This window comes from Singulisphaera rosea (assembly GCF_054877945.1).
Map to the genome: position 1 here is coordinate 60,505 of NZ_JBTYIP020000027.1, position 15,620 is coordinate 76,124.

At 67.1% G+C, this 15,620-nt stretch carries 7 protein-coding genes; 6 read left to right on the top strand and 1 reads right to left on the bottom strand.

All coding sequences use genetic code 11. The features are described from left to right. Window positions 1-27: 27 nt before the first annotated feature. Window positions 28-537 (bottom strand): hypothetical protein, encoded by a 510-nt coding sequence (locus ACYOEI_RS31905; RefSeq protein WP_462853905.1) that lies wholly within the window; start codon window positions 535-537, stop codon window positions 28-30. Window positions 538-949: 412 nt separating this feature from the next. Between ACYOEI_RS31905 and ACYOEI_RS31910 the strand changes: the two genes are divergently transcribed. From ACYOEI_RS31910 to trpC, 6 genes are all read left to right on the top strand, one after another. Further along, window positions 950-1,393 (top strand): hypothetical protein, encoded by a 444-nt coding sequence (locus ACYOEI_RS31910; RefSeq protein WP_462853906.1) that lies wholly within the window; start codon window positions 950-952, stop codon window positions 1,391-1,393. After that, window positions 1,393-2,442, top strand: a complete 1,050-nt coding sequence (locus ACYOEI_RS31915; protein WP_462853907.1) for a hypothetical protein — start codon at window positions 1,393-1,395, stop codon at window positions 2,440-2,442. Before ACYOEI_RS31910 ends, ACYOEI_RS31915 begins: the two co-directional genes overlap by 1 nt. A 382-nt stretch (window positions 2,443-2,824) precedes the next feature. Then, window positions 2,825-10,591, top strand: a complete 7,767-nt coding sequence (locus tag ACYOEI_RS31920) for a sacsin N-terminal ATP-binding-like domain-containing protein (RefSeq protein ID WP_462853909.1) — start codon at window positions 2,825-2,827, stop codon at window positions 10,589-10,591. Further along, window positions 10,591-13,311 carry an SNF2-related protein gene (locus tag ACYOEI_RS31925; RefSeq protein ID WP_462853911.1) on the top strand — a complete coding sequence of 907 codons (2,721 nt, stop codon included), beginning with the start codon at window positions 10,591-10,593 and terminating at the stop codon, window positions 13,309-13,311. Before ACYOEI_RS31920 ends, ACYOEI_RS31925 begins: the two co-directional genes overlap by 1 nt. Before the next feature lie 442 nt (window positions 13,312-13,753). Next, window positions 13,754-14,404 (top strand): hypothetical protein, encoded by a 651-nt coding sequence (locus ACYOEI_RS31930; protein ID WP_462853912.1) that lies wholly within the window; start codon window positions 13,754-13,756, stop codon window positions 14,402-14,404. 234 nt (window positions 14,405-14,638) lie between these two features. Continuing rightward, window positions 14,639-15,466 carry an indole-3-glycerol phosphate synthase TrpC gene (gene trpC / locus ACYOEI_RS31935; RefSeq protein WP_462853914.1) on the top strand — a complete coding sequence of 276 codons (828 nt, stop codon included), beginning with the start codon at window positions 14,639-14,641 and terminating at the stop codon, window positions 15,464-15,466. The last annotated feature ends 154 nt before the right edge of the window (window positions 15,467-15,620 follow it).

The following is a 15,620-nucleotide window of genomic DNA, read 5'->3' on the forward strand; positions in this document are numbered from 1 at the left end:
GACGACTCGTCTACGGGCCGTCATTCCTCAAAGACTCTCGACGCGGTCCCAGGCATCCCCGTGGTTGAGCCTGACGATCATCTCTCGAATTTCCGCCCCCTGCTGGGAGTCGAACTGGGTCAAGTCGACGATCTGGTCGGGGGGGGTGCTGACCGAGAACTCCACCCGCCCTTGGCCCGAGTCGAGGACCCGGACGACCACGTCCAGGCCTGGGTGCAGCACACCGCTCTCCCCTTCGAGTCCAAAGTCATAGGGGCGGATCCTCACCGGATCGTCGGGGGTGAGGGTCAGCTTCAGGTTCAGGAACCGGCGGTATCCCGGCTCGCCCGGTCGCGCCGGTGCCCGAGAGGCCATGCCGCCGGCCCGGGCGCGGACCACGTTGATGTCCCAGCGCGTGAGGAAGCAAGTCTCCACGTGCCGGCCCCGGATCTTCACCGGGACGATCGTCGCATAGTGGTCGAAAGTCAGCCGCCCGTCGGCCTCGGCGGAGGTGAGGAGGCGGAACGGTTCGTCACGGCGTCGTGTGAAGAGGATCATGAAGGGCGCCCCTGCCTTTAGGTGTCCTTGGCAATTGGGCCTTCAACGGTTCTCACCGTGAAGGCACGGTGCACGTCCATGCGCAGCAAATCGGGCGATCGATCTCTCGGAAGTCGTTGCAGAGCTGATCACGAACAAAGTTGGGCGAGCCTTTGGTTGGGAACCCCAATCCGATCGTGTCTTCACCGGATTGTAAAAAGCTCCTCCACGAGAATCAAGGAGTTGTCCGCAATCCTCAATCTTAGGGACTATCTCAGTCTGCCCTGCTTCAAGGGGGGGACCGTGGACAATTCCCGTCGGGACGTGTGCAATCGAGTCATGATCCTTTGATCCGCCTCGACGGAGCGACGTCCCATGTCCACGATCCCACAACGCATCGCCAGCGCTTTCGCCGTGCTCTGCGGATGATACGGTGAGGTTACCGAGATGGCCCGCGATCGTGAGCAGTCTCGGCAGTCGCTCTACCTACCGCGAGGCCGAACAGGTCGCAGACGCCGTCGATGGCACCGCGGCAAGGGCCCGCATCGATGAACTCCAGCAGCAACTCGCCCAGCGGCAGGCCGAGATCCAGGCCCTCCAAAGTCGCCTGAAACGCTCCGTCGAGATCTCCCTCGCCAAGCAGCATGAGTTCGCCTCGGTCGCTCAGGCCGAGGGGGTTAGCCTCAGCGTCGCCCGCCGTTTGTTGCGGGTCGTGGCCGGGACGATCCCTGTCACGGCCGTGGCCACCCTGGGACGGGCGTCCCGCGAAGCCGGCCGACGCGTCGGCGGCCTGCTCGAGGTCCTCGACGAGGTGAGCCGCCCCGAGATCAAACAGGCCACGGCTGACGAGATTTTTTTGGCCGAAGGCCGGTCCTGATGGTCGTCGAACCCGAGAGCCTTTGCTGGCTGACGGGCCGGATGGTCGAGGCGCGAGACGGCGAGACTTGGGCCGAGGAATTCGCCCGATTCCCGGCGTTGAGTGCGGTGGTCCGCGACGACGGGACCGGCTTGGGTCGAGGGGTAAGGCTCGAGAACGCCCGCCGTCGCGCCTCCGGCCTGCCTGAGTTCGACGACTCGCTGGACGTCTTCCATACGCTCCGCGAAGGGGGACGCGCCCTGAGGAAGACCTGGGGCGTGGCCACTCGGGCGTTCGAGCGGGCCGAAGCGGCCCAAGGGCGACTCGATCGGCGTGGCCGCCAAGGACGATCCCGCCAGGGGCATGGCACGGCGACGAATCGGCTATGGCGCCAGGCCGAGCGGGCCTGGGATCAAGCCGTGGCCGCCGAGGAGGCCTGGGGACGGGCCAAGGCGGCGTTCGAGATCTTCACCCCCGAGGGTCGGCTCAACGATCGAGCCCAAGCCGAGGCGGTGGTGGCGGAATCGTTCCCCGCCTTGGACGGCGCGGCGTGGGCCAAGACGCGTCGGTTGCTGCTCCGCCGGGAGAGTTTCACCTTCCTGGATCAAGTCTCAGGACGGTTGGTCGAGTTGGGATTAGCCCCCGATGTCCTATCGGCCTTGTTGGATTTGGAAGGCCTGCGGCGGCAGACGTGGCGGCAATCCGCCGCCACGGGAGCTTGGGCCTTGGTCCGCACGGTCCAACTGACGAAGGCCAGTGCGGATTGGCGTAAGGAGTGGCGACGGGTTCGGGCCGTGCTCCATGGTGTGTGGCGAGCGAGTAGCCTCGTGGAATGCGTCAACAGCGTGGCGCGGATGCAGCAGGCACGCCATCGGAAGATGACGCAGGGGTTACTGGATCTGAAGCGTCTGTATTGGAACTTGCGGCGGTTTCGGACTGGGCGTCGCAAGGATGAGACGCCGTACGGCTTGCTCGGCTTGAGACTCCCGGAGTTGAGCTGCGGGGAGTTCCTCGAGATGACCCCGGAGGAATTGCGGAAGAGACTGTCCGCTCAAGAAGATCCGTCGTGAGATAGTGCCAGGGAAGGCGAGTCAAAAAAGGACGCGAGTTACGTCCCCTTCTGGGCTTGGGCGATTTGTGTAGCGCGATGTAACTGGTGGTCCTCGGAGGCCTTCGGAATGGGGCCTAAATGCCTAAAATCTCGGTAGATCGGCGTGTGCGCGGCATGTAACTGGAAGCGGGGAGACTCGGGCCATCGCTCTCGAAAGCACGTCCCCCGATGCTCGAGTCACGCTCCGGAATGGCGAAGCCGCCGCTCGTCGCTCGGGAGCAACTTGGGGCTCGCAGGTTCCGGCCCGGCAAGCCACGTAGACTTATTGCAACTTTCTGCCTTGGTTCGGGTTGCAAATCAGACGATTGCGTGCTGGCATGGGGCGAGTTGTGAATGATAATATGAATCGGCACGCCGGAGTGCAGCGACTCGATCGCGGATCGTGGCATAACACCGACCCTGCGCCGGCATCGCTCTCCCCCAACGGGACGCCGATGGGCTACGAACAGAGCATCGAAAGCCAGATCAATCAGCTAAGGGACGTCCTCCAACGATATCACGGCTTCGCCGTCATACGCGAACTCCTCCAGAATGCCGATGACGCCGGCGCCACGCGCCTGGACATCGGATGGACGCGAGGCCTGGCCGGGGCGCAGCACGAATTGCTCGCCGGCGGCCCCGCGGTCTTCATCCTAAACGACGGCGAGTTCACCGCGAGGAACGCCCGCTCGATCGCCCAACTGGGGCTCAGCGACAAGGCGGGCGAGGATGGGCGGATCGGGAAATTCGGCCTCGGGCTGAAGAGCATCCATCACCTGGGCGAGGTCTATTTCTACCTCTCGTCGTCCACCTTCGAAGACGAGAGGTACAGGCCGAACGACGTGCAGAACCCGTGGACGGCCCGCAAGGAGCCGGTCGAGTCGTTCCGTCCCGAGTGGGACGGGTTCGCGGAGCCGGATCAGTGCCTGATCCGCGAGAAGCTGATGCCGGTACTCGCCGCTGGCCGCGCCGAGCCGGGCCTCGTCATCGGCCCGAACCACTGGTTCTGCCTCTGGGTGCCGCTCAGGCGGAAGTGTCATGTCGGGGACAACCACAGCGCGATCATCCCCGAGTATCCCGGCGACCAGGGAAGTCCCCACCCCGGCATCTTCCCGGATGACTTCGAGGTTGAAGTGGCGCGGCTACTCCCCCTCCTGAAGCATGTCGTGGAGGTCCGCTGCTGGGTTGAAGCCCCCGACGGTCTCCTGCAAACGGTCTCGGGCCTTAGGATCGATCCTCCTTGCCAGCGCGCGTCGATCAAGCCGGGCGCTGACCCAGTTCGGAGTCCCCTGAACGGCCGGGTACGACTCGACCAGTTCCGGGACCCGAGGCCCCTGACTGTGTCCTTCACGGGCTTCGAACGCCTGGTGGACGACCCCCGGTTCGGGGAGCTGTCGGAGCGGGACGATTGGCCCCGGCCGCTCACGCTCCCCTCGTCCGGCGTCACCCGCGGGCGATCGATCGCGAGGCCGGAGCCGGCCGTCGCACACGCCGCCGCCTGCTTCGTCTCGAGGCCATCGGAAGGCCCGCGGGGCAGGCTCGACATCGTCTGGGCATCCTACCTCCCCGTCCAGCTTCCGGAGATACCCCCGCGATTTTTCAGCAGTCCCCACCATGTCACCCTCACGCTGCACGGCCGCTTCTTCGTGGATGCGGGGCGGGTCGCGATCGACTTCGGGGACGGACACGCCGCGGAGGAGCGGACCCTGCGTCAGCGGTGGAACGACCTGCTCCGGGACGAGGGGACGCTCGATCTCGTCATCCCCGCCCTCGAGGCATTCGCGACGTCTCTCGCCCCGGAGGAACGGGCCGGGGTGCTGCGAGACCTGACGTCGGCGATCTACGACTCGAACTTCTATTCCGGGTACCGCCGGTCGATCTGCCGCCGTCACCAGTGGGTCTACCGCCACGGCCCCTCCGGCGCCGCCTGGACCATCGTGGGCGGCGACACGGATGCCTGCGAGATCCCCGAACCGACCGAGGCAGAGCCCTCCCTTGAAGCCGTTTTCCCGTCCCTGGCCGGGCTCTGCGAAGAGGGTTTCTGCGCGACCTACACGGAGTGGCCGGGCCTACTCCGAGAGGATCGCCGGGCGGCCTGGCCCGAGCCGGTGTTGCTGCGACTCCTGGAGCTGGATGCGGCCGCTGTCTTCGCCGAGCCGAAGCGCCTGGCCCTGTTCGTCCGCACGGTGGAGGTCGCCCGGGGCAGCGCCTCGACGTCCACGGCGGCCGGTCGAGTGCGGGAGATCGTTCGACAGGGGATGGCCTCGCTCAAGCTCGCAGCGGTGATGCGCCAGAAGGAGCTGGTCCAGCGTTGCCTTGCCCTGCTCCCCGCCGACTGCAAGCTGGGCCTCGATCTCGGCTCCATCCCCCTTGACGTCGCCGGTCCACTCGTTGAGGCGCTCTGGGAGGAGAGCTGTTCCGTGCTCGTCACGCCGATCGGGAATGGCGGGGCGGACCCGCCCCCGGAGGTGACGGAGGGCCTTCTCGCGCGCTTGCTGGCCGTGACGTCATCCGCAAGGGAGGACGCCTTCTTCGAAGGCCGTGTCCTGATCGCCTGCCAGGTCGTCGGGATCTCGCGGGCCGAGTCGGGATCGCCGCGGGATGGGCTTGCGAAGGTCCCGATCTTCCCGGTCCGGGCCGGCTGCGAAGGAGTGGCGAGCCTCGTCGGTCGCGAGGCACTGAGCAAGGCGCTGCGGGCCGGGCGGCTGTTCGCCGATGCGGAAGGGCTCAGCGGGCCGCTCCTGGGGGCGTTGCAAGACGGGCCACAGGGGGAATTCATCACCATCTCCCGCCGGATCGCCGACGCGGCTTTCGGTCGCAACGTGGTCCCCGACTGCGACCCGTTCAACTGCCTGATGCTCCTCGAGTCCACGCCCCCGCTCGTCGAGTTGCCGGAGCGCAGGGGCGCCCTGCTAGGTGCCCTCCTCGCGGTCCTCAGGGCCAACGATGTCCGGGAGGAGAGGAAGTCCCTGCGCTACCTGCTCCACGCGACGCCCGATCGGTTCTCCGATGACGCCCCGCTCTACTACGAGTCGGATTCCGGGATGGCGCCGATCTGGGCGCGGCTCGCGTCCCGCGCATTGCAACGAACGGGGGGCGGCTGGCGCGTAATACCACGTGACCTGGCCGACCGGCTCAACGCCCAGCAGAGGGTCTCGCTCGGAGTCCGGCCCCTCGACCGCCCGGGCGTCATCGAGCTCCTGGGTTCGTCCGATCCGGCCTCCCTCGACCTCGCCGACCTGTCCGACGACGAGGTCCGCACCCTGATCGACGAGTGCAAGGCGGCAGACTTCGGGGTCATCAGAGCCCTGCCAATCCATCGGACGAACGAGGGCCTCCGAGTCTCGATCGACGACCGGTGCCGTTGGCGGGCCAATTTCCCGATCGACGGCGACCTCGCCGAGAACGTCATCGTCCTTGAGCCCGATCGCAATCCCGCCATTGCGCACAAGCAACGGGAGATCCATCCCCCCTCCCTCGACGCCAAGGGGGTCATCGACCTGATCCTCAAGGCGCCGGCCCCCCACCGCCGCTGGAAGACGGTCCTCGACGCCCTTGCCGCGATCGGGGAGGTGCCATCTCACCTCTCCAACTCCCTCAGATCGACCCGTTGGATCGCGACCCGGGCAGGCCGGCCCGTCTCACCCCAGCAGGTCGTCAACTCGCGATCCCTGAACGAGGTGATCCGCGAGGCGCTGGCCGACGCGGAGGTGGACGAATCGGAGGTGATCTCCGCGCTCGAGTTGCCGGACCCTTTCCTCGCCAACAAGGTCGTCCCGGGTCTGTTTCCGAACCTGGGGGACGCGCTGGAGAGATTGGGCCGGGTCCTGGCCCTCGATGAACGCTACCGGATCGGGCCGCTGCGTCGCGACGAGGTGTCGCTCGTCGGCATCCGCTCCGTATTTGCCGACGCCCCACGCGCCGTCATGACGTGTTTCCCGCTGCTGCGGGAGCAGGCCGGGGTCGGGGCGATCCGCGAAAACCAGGACGCCGCGATCGAGACCAGGCTCGTCCCGGCCCTGTTGCGAGAGGTCCCGGAAACCCGCACCGCGGAGGTCCTCGGCTACCTGGCGAGACGCCATTCGGACGCCCCGCTGACGGAGAGGGGCCACTTCCTCGTGTGGTATCGGCGCTATCTCGAGGCCGCCACGACGGCGGGCCAGATCGGGCCGATCCTCGCCCACATCCCCCTTCTCAGCATGGCAGAGCATTGGGGGCGCGCCGCCGCCCTCGCCATCGCCGCCGAGGGGGTCGAACCGTCTTGCCTGCTCCATCCCGACCTGGCCGGGATCCTCGCGGCACACGTCCACCGGCCAGGTGATCCCGTCGCGGTCTCTACGACCCCCGACGAGACGGGTCCATGGACCGGTGGAGTAGGCTCTCTGGACGAGGAGTTGCGGCTCGGGGCCAGCGCCCTGGACGCGTATGCCGAGGAGTGGGCATGCCTTCCCTCGGTCCCTCGAGAACTTGTCGGCGGCCTGATCGCGCTCCTCGGCGACGCCCCCCCGCTGGCCGAGCTGGCGCGTAACTTCCTGGGAAACTTCCAGGCCGAACCTCTCCGCGAGAACCTCTCCTGGGACGGCTCACAACCGTTCATGATTCGAGGAACTCGCTGCGGTGGTGCGGGCATCAGCATTACCCAGGCGATGAAGTCGCGCCGCACCATCATCGAACTGGCCGACGGCGACCGGACCCGCGTGTCCAACCTGCTCGGCCGGCCGATCGAGGTGCCGATCCGGCAAGCATTCGACGACCTGCTCCTCCCCCACGACTACCTCGGCGAACACGACGGCTTACGGTACTTCCGGATCCGGATCCGACGGGTCAACCCGACACGGCTTTCCGACGGCCTCGACCCCGTCTCCGTCCTTCGAGAGACCGCGCGTCGGTTGCTCGAGGTCGTCGACCGTCAGACGATATCGAATTTCCACGAGGTCTGGGGCAAACTGGCCCAGGGGGAGCAGCTGGACCTCGCGATGGCTCAGCTCGGCTTGCAGGACGACCTCCCGACCGTCCTCCAGAACCTCGGCCTCAGGCACCGCGAACCGATCGCTTCCGTCCTGCGGGACTGGCATGACGCGAAGCGCGAGCTCGCCCAGCTGGAACCAATGGAGGAGAAGCGGCGGTCCAGGGCCGAGGAACGCAAGCGGATCGCTCGCGACGGGCTCCGCAGGTTGCTCGAGACCGACGCGGAGGCGCAACGGCACTGCCTAGACGCCGTCCGCGCCCGGATCAGGACGAATCAATACACGCTCGACTCCATCCCATTCGAGCTGTTCCAGAACGCCGACGACTCGGTGGCCGAGCTCCGCGTGTTGCTGGCGGACGTCAGGCCGCCGGACGACTCGACGTGCCGGTTCGTCGTCGACACCGACGGCCGCTCCCTCTGGTTCGCCTCCTGGGGCCGCGCGATCAACCGCCACCAGGCCGCGGGCTTCAACGATCCGGTCCGCGGATTCGACCAGGACCTTGAGAAGATGCTCTCGCTTGGCTGGTCCGACAAGGGGCACATGGGGCATGGCGACGACCAGACGACCGGCAAATTCGGCCTGGGGTTCAAGAGCGTCCTCCTGGCGACAGGCCGGCCGCGAGTCCTGAGCGATCGGTTGGCGTTCGAGGTCGTCGGCGGCCTCTTCCCGAAGGCCCTCGGGGAGGGTCGCGAGTCGCTTCGCGAGCGTCTCCGGGAACTCGGGCCGGCGAGGCAGGACGGCACGATCGTCGAGCTGCCCCTGGAGGGGGTCGAGGTCGGCGAGGTCCTCGGCCGCTTCTGCGAGTCGGCCCCCTTGCTGGCGGTCTTCGGCCGCGAGATCCACTCCTGCGTCATTCGCTTTGAGGACGGACGGACCGACGCTTACCGATGGGATCCCGAGCCGATCGAGGGCGTGCCGGGAGCGGAGGCCGGCGCGTTGCCGAGCCCGAGGCCAGGGCGCGTCCTGGTGCTCCGCGGCAAGCTGTCGGCGACCGCGCTGGCGATCGGCCGGGATGGGGTCGAGGATCTCCCTCCCGGTTGGCCAACGCTCTGGGTTACCGGCCCGACACGGCAGGCGGAACGGCTCGGCTTCGCCGTGAATGCGCCGTTCGACCTGGACGTGGGCCGCTCGCAACTCGCCTACTCCTCGGGCCGGAACGACGAGATCGCCGCCGTCGCGGGCCGGGAGGTCGGCGAAGTCCTCGTCACCCTCCACCGGCGAGGCGGCGACAATTGGGAAGGATTCGCTCGGGCCCTGGGCCTGCGCGAGGGTGCCTCGCCGCTCTCGTTCTGGGAGTCCGCCTGGGAGCGGCTGGGCAAACCCCTCGTCGGCCACCACGACCCGCACGGGCCGCTGCTCCGCGCGATGTTCTGGGGTGCGGCCGATCGCGGGATGCGTCGGCTCGTTTCGGAGTGTGACGCCCTCCCCAGCGGCCTCTGGGGAGGTGACCGCGGGCTTACCCGGCTGGGTCGACTCTGCGCGAGGGTCTCGGGTGTGCTCGACTCGGAGGAGGTTTATGTGGGAGTCGCGTGCTGGCCTCGGTTTCGCGACGCCCACCCGCGCGGGGACCTGGTCTCGGGCCGGATCTTCGATGACCTCGGGAGGCTCGCGCCCGGCTCGCCCCCCGACTGCACCAGGGTCACGCTGGCCGCCGCGATCGGATGTGAACTGGGCCCGGACGCGAGAGCCGATGCCGGTACCGCCGCCACGCTCGGGGCCCTGATCTCGCCGGAGTTCCTCGTTGCCCTGTCATCGAGGGGCGTGACGGCGGCGCAAGAGATCGACGCCTTGAGGGAAATCCTGGCCGACGTCCGATTCCAGGCCCGCGATGAGGACTGGCCCCCCGCGCGAGAACTTCTGGTGTCCGGCGACGACGACGAGGGCCTCCGCGCCGCCTTCGCCCCCGCTCGAGCCGTCATCGCGCATAACTATGTAGGCGATGCCCGGGACTTCTTCCTGGCCTGCCGCGGACGGCTGCGTGCCGACGCCTGCCTCATCAAGAGTTGGGCCATGGACGCCCCCGACAGCGGCCGGCGCAGGGCGGTGCTCACGTACCTCCTCCGCGGCCAGTTCGGTCAGGAGCTCTCGGGCCAACTCGTCGGGCAGCTCGCGGGCAGCTGGCTCGCCCGGCTCGATATCGCCGCCGTCATGGGCCAGGGGTTCGACCACAACCAGGCCGTCGTCATACTCGGGCGACTTGGGATCGCACCCAAACCCCAGGTCATACCGGCCGCGGCCTTTGGTGGCGGTGCAGCCACCGACCCGACAACCTCGCTCGAGTTGATCCACGACTGGTGGGGCGACCACCGCGAACGATGGGTCGCGCACTACGAGAGGCAGTGGTACCCGGCGGGGTGTCTCCCGAACCTTTCGGATGAGATCACGCGTTGCTCGTCTGCGGAGGACCGACGCGGCTGGATGGTCCTGCTGATGCTCGGTGCGATGCACACCATGGGCCGCACCCGGGCGGAGGCGCACCGGAACTTCCTCGTCAAGTGCCAGGATGAGGGCTGGCTCGACGTATTCGCGCGGCCCACGGACGACCTCGGTCAGTGGATGGAGGTCCTCAAGGCTTATCTCGACCAGAACGTCGGAGACAGCCCTTACCTGCACTGGATGGGCAGGTTCGTGAGCATCTTCCAGCTCGCCCATTGGCTCCACGACTATGTCGAGACCTTCATGGCGATCGACCGGATCCGCGGGGATTTCGAGCTCGATGAAATCACCGTATCGCGGACTTCGACCCTGTTCCAGGGGGGCGGGCTGGGGCCGCCCCCCGTCTCTCGCACACTGGGTATGGGCGCCTGCTTCGTCGTGCGTGAGCTTGTCCGGGCGAGGCTCGTCACCAATCCCCTCGCACACCGCCATTGCTACGTGCCCTCGGCCCGCGTCCTCCGCCTGATGTCGCTGCTGGGTTGTCACGGCCTGGATGGGGTTTTCGTTTCCGCCTCCGAGAGGGTCAAGGCCTCGGGCACGCTTTATGATTTCCTCGTGGAGCAACTCCGAGGCGATACGAAGGCCCGGTTCCACGGCGACTTCGACTTGCCCCTGATCGCCCTGACGGAGCCGGTCAACCGAGAAGTGCTCGACGAACTGCTTGGCTCAAGCCAGGTGGACGAATGGGATGAGGCCGACGACGAATTCTCGGAGGTCTTCTGATGGACGCTGCCGAGGGGCTGTCCCCCGCGGACCAGGTTCGGAGCCGCCAGTTCGGGATCGGCCGAGTCGAGTACGACAAGGGGCCGACCACGATAGTCCGATTCGATCACGGCCTCGAGGAGTGCGCCAAGGCGGACCTGGAGGTCATCGTCACGCCGCTCCAGGCGGTGGAGAGGGGCCGATGGGACGCCCCGCTCGAGGTCATCGCCCGAATCCAGGCCGAGGCGATCCGCTCCGTGAATGACGCCTGGGGAGTCTTCTCCCGGTCGAAGATCGCCCTCCTGCCTCACCAGCTCTGGGTCTGCCGGCGCGTCCTGGAGAGGTGGCCGGCCCGTTGGCTGGTTGCCGACGACGTCGGGCTCGGCAAGACGATCGAGGCCGGGCTGATCCTCTGGCCTTTGCTGGCCCGCGGGCAGGTCCGCAGGCTGCTCGTGCTCTGCCCGGCCTCCCTCGTCGAGCAATGGCAGTCGCGGATGCGCACGATGTTCGACATCCGCCTCGCCCCCTACATTGCCGAGGCGGACACGGCACGGTTCGCCTACTTCGCCACGCACGACCAGGTCGTCGCCTCGCTCGAGACGATCCGGACGTTCGCCCCGGAGGAGCACAAGACCGCCTCCCGCGAGGATCGGAGCCAGAGGTTCTTCTCCTGCGAGCCGTGGGACCTCGTGATTGTCGACGAAGCCCACAGGCTCAACGCCGAGGAGCGAGCCAAGGCGACCCTCGGTCACACGCTGATACAACGCATGGACAGGGCCGGGTTGATAAGATCCCTGGTCTTCTTTACCGGGACGCCCCACCGGGGAAAGGAGTACGGATTCCTCTCGCTCCTCAAGCTGCTCAGGGCCGACCTCTTCGACCCCGAGCAGCCGATGGAGGGGCAGATCTTGCACCTGAAGGAGGTGATGATCCGTAATAACAAGCAAAATGTTACCGACCTGAGCGGGCGCCGGCTCTTCCAGCCAACCAGGGTCATGAACGAGACGTACGCCTACTCGCCCGCCGAGCAGACGTTCTACGAGATGCTCACGGACTTTATCGTCACCGGCAAGGCCTATGCCGGCACCCTCAGCGGGTTCGAGGGCACGGCGGTCGGCCTAGTCCTGGTGGCGATGCAGAAGCTCGCCTCGAGTTCCGTCGCCGCCATCCGCCGGGCGCTGCGGGGCCGACTCGAGCGGATCCGCGAAGCCCGGCGGGAGATCGACCGGCTCAGGGATCGACTCGACCGGTACCGCGAGACGGAGAGCGGCGTGGACCTCGACAGGATGGCCGAGCTCGAGGAACTGATCGCCGCCGGCTCGGCCGGCCTCAGCCTGATGGGGGGAGAGGAGCACAGGCTCAGGGAACTGATCGCCGCCGCCGAGAGGGTGGAGCGTGAGACGAGGATCGAGCGGATCGTCGAGCTGGTAAGGACAAGGTTCCCCGGCCGTTCCGTGCTCTTCTTCACCGAATACAAGGCGACCCAGTCGCTCCTCATCTCGGCCCTATTCCGGGAATTCGGCGACGGATGCGCCACCTTCATCAACGGCGACGGCCAAGCCGACGGCGTGGCCGATTCCACGGGACGGGTGATTACCATCCGCGAGCCCCGCGAACGGGCCGCCGACCGCTTCAACGAGGGGACCGTCCGTTTCCTGGTCTCGACCGAGGCGGCCGGCGAGGGGATCGACCTCCAGGATCACTGTCATACGTTGGTGCACGTCGACATCCCGTGGAATCCCATGCGGATGCACCAGCGTGTCGGGAGACTGAATCGGATCGGCCAGCAGCGGCCCGTCGAGGTCGTCATCATCCGCAATCCCGACACCGTCGAGGGGCGTATCTGGGACAAGCTCAACGCCAAGATCGAGAGCATCATGCGGGCGCTGGGCGGCGTGATGGAACAGCCCGAAGACCTGATGGAGCTCGTGCTGGGGATGGCCGCCCCCAGCCTGTTCACCGAGCTGTATTCGGAGGCGGGGTCGGTCCGCACGGAATCCCTCTCCGACTGGTTCGACGGCAAGACCGCGAGGTTCGGCGGGCGGGACGCGATCGCGACGGTCCGCGACCTGGTCGGCCACTGCGCCAGGTTTGATTTCAAGGACGTAGCCGACCAGCTACCGCGCGTGGACCTCCCCGCGCTCCGGCCCTTCCTGCTGAACATGTTGGCCCTCAACCATCGAAGAATCCGCGAAGACGAGGAGGGCCTGGCGTTCAAGACGCCGGAGGAATGGCTGGATTCACCGGCCGTGCGGAGGAGTTACGAGGGCCTGCTGTTCGACAGGAGGCACAGGGCGCCGGACGCCGTGAGCCGGGTGCTCGGCGTCGGTCATCCGGCCATCGACCGGCCCCTGCTGCAGGCGTCCGGTTGGACGAAAGCCGCCACCCTCCTCCCCGCCCAGGATTTGACGGCGCCGATCGCCGTGTTCCGGGTGGCCGACCGCATCACCGGCTCCGGCGGGCAAGTACGTTCCGTCCTCGTCGGGGTGGAAATCCGGGCCGATTCCGAGAATCCGACCATCCTGTGCGACTGGCGTCTGCTGCTGCTGCTCAACGACCTCGTCGTTTCCAGGCCTTCCCGTGGTCAGATACTTCCCTCCAATTCGCTATCATCGCGAGCCGTTCGCGCGGCCATTCAGAGGGCCGAAGCCGCACTCATCAGCGAAGTCCCGAGCATGGACCTCCCGTTCCGATTCCCGACACTCGACCTGTTCGCCATTTTATGGCGAGAACAAGACTGAATAACCTCGCCGTAACCTTCGCAGCTCACGGCACGAACGCTCCGAGCCGCTGCCTCCCCCCGCCCGCATGCTGGTCGAAGGACTTCCCCGGCATGGCCGCCGAGGCGGGCCTCTCGACCAGCGATCTCGTCGAAGCCTTCGCGATCGTCGAACGCTTCTGGGCCGGCGAGCGAATTGCCGGCCCAGAAGCGCATTCAAGCTTGCCGCATCGGGAACGGCCGGGGGGTCATCCGCATCCCGGAGTCCGCACTGGACGAATACGTCCGGAGTGTGACCTCCGGCACGACCGGAGAGACGGCGGCGTCACCCGTCCCGCAGCGCCGGGCCGTCAGGCTTCGGCACCTCAATATCTGACACTCCGGCAAGCGAGTCCGCCCGGTGCTCCGCCCCCGCACCTTCATTTCGGCTATGGCGCCAGGCCGAGCGGGCCTGGGATCAAGCCGTGGCCGCCGAGGAGGCCTGGGGACGGGCCAAGGCGGCGTTCGAGATCTTCACCCCCGAGGGTCGGCTCAACGATCGAGCCCAAGCCGAGGCGGTGGTGGCGGAATCGTTCCCCGCCTTGGACGGCGCGGCGTGGGCCAAGACGCGTCGGTTGCTGCTCCGCCGGGAGAGTTTCACCTTCCTGGATCAAGTCTCAGGACGGTTGGTCGAGTTGGGATTAGCCCCCGATGTCCTATCGGCCTTGTTGGATTTGGAAGGCCTGCGGCGGCAGACGTGGCGGCAATCCGCCGCCACGGGAGCTTGGGCCTTGGTCCGCACGGTCCAACTGACGAAGGCCAGTGCGGATTGGCGTAAGGAGTGGCGACGGGTTCGGGCCGTGCTCCATGGTGTGTGGCGAGCGAGTAGCCTCGTGGAATGCGTCAACAGCGTGGCGCGGATGCAGCAGGCACGCCATCGGAAGATGACGCAGGGGTTACTGGATCTGAAGCGTCTGTATTGGAACTTGCGGCGGTTTCGGACTGGGCGTCGCAAGGATGAGACGCCGTACGGCTTGCTCGGCTTGAGACTCCCGGAGTTGAGCTGCGGGGAGTTCCTCGAGATGACCCCGGAGGAATTGCGGAAGAGACTGTCCGCTCAAGAAGATCCGTCGTGAGATAGTGCCCAATTTTACGACCCAACCGCCCCTCCAAAGGATAGACGCGAAAGGGCAAACGACCTTGTTGCCGCCGCCGACAAAGCTCCACAGCTTCGGCGGCGACTCGTCCCCGTTGGAATCCCCGGATAGAATGGGACCGTGGCCACACAGCCTAGAAGGCAACGGGCTAACGAGGATGCCCGCGATTTCCCGAGCCGAGTCCACCGAAGCAGGAAGCCCCAGGATATTGACATGAGCGGAACGATCCTCGACGAGATCGTGGCGTCCAAGCGACGCGAGGTGGCGGCGGCCCGGCACCGGATGCCCCTGGAGGAGATGGAGGTCCAGGCGGCCTCGGCGCCGCCGGTGCGCGACTTCCGCGCCGCGTTGGCCGGGCCAGGGCCGATCCAACTGATCGCCGAGGTCAAGAAGGCGAGCCCGTCGGCGAAGGTCATCCGCGCCGACTTCGACCCGATCGCCATCGCCCGGGCCTACCAGGCGCACGGCGCGGCCTGCCTGAGCGTCCTGACCGACGCCCCGTATTTCCAGGGCCACCTGTCCTACCTCGCGCGGATCCGGGCGTCGGTCGCCGTCCCGCTCTTGCGCAAGGATTTCATCATCGACGAATACCAGGTCGTCGAGGCGAGGCTGGCCGGCGCCGACGCGATCCTTTTGATCGCCGAGATCCTCGACGACGAGACCCTGGCCAGCCTGCTGGCCAGGGCGCGCGGGTTGGGGATGGCGGCCCTCGTCGAGTTCCACGAGGAGGCGAACCTCCCCCGCGTCCTCGCCTCGGGCGCCGACCTCGTCGGGGTCAACAACCGCGACCTGAAGCGCTTCGTCACCGACCTCGAGCTCACCCTCCGGCTCCGGGACCGGATCCCCTCCGACGTCCTCCTCGTCAGCGAGAGCGGCATCCGCACCCGCAGGGACGCCGAACGCCTCGAAGCCGCCGGCGTCTCCGCCATGCTCGTCGGCGAGACCCTGATGCGTGCCGACGACATCGGCCTCGCCGTCGAACAACTGCTCGGCCTGGCCCCCGAGCCGGACGCGACGGCCGAGATCAAAGTCATGGGGTGAGGGTCCGAGGCACCTCGCCTTCCGTACGTCTCGAAACCCGGTTTCTTCCGAGAAACCGGGTTTCTGACACCGTCGACGGCGACGACCTCTCGGGACGGCGTCGTCTAGCCACAGAAACCCGGTTTCTCGGAAGAAACCGGGTTTCAGGGGAAGA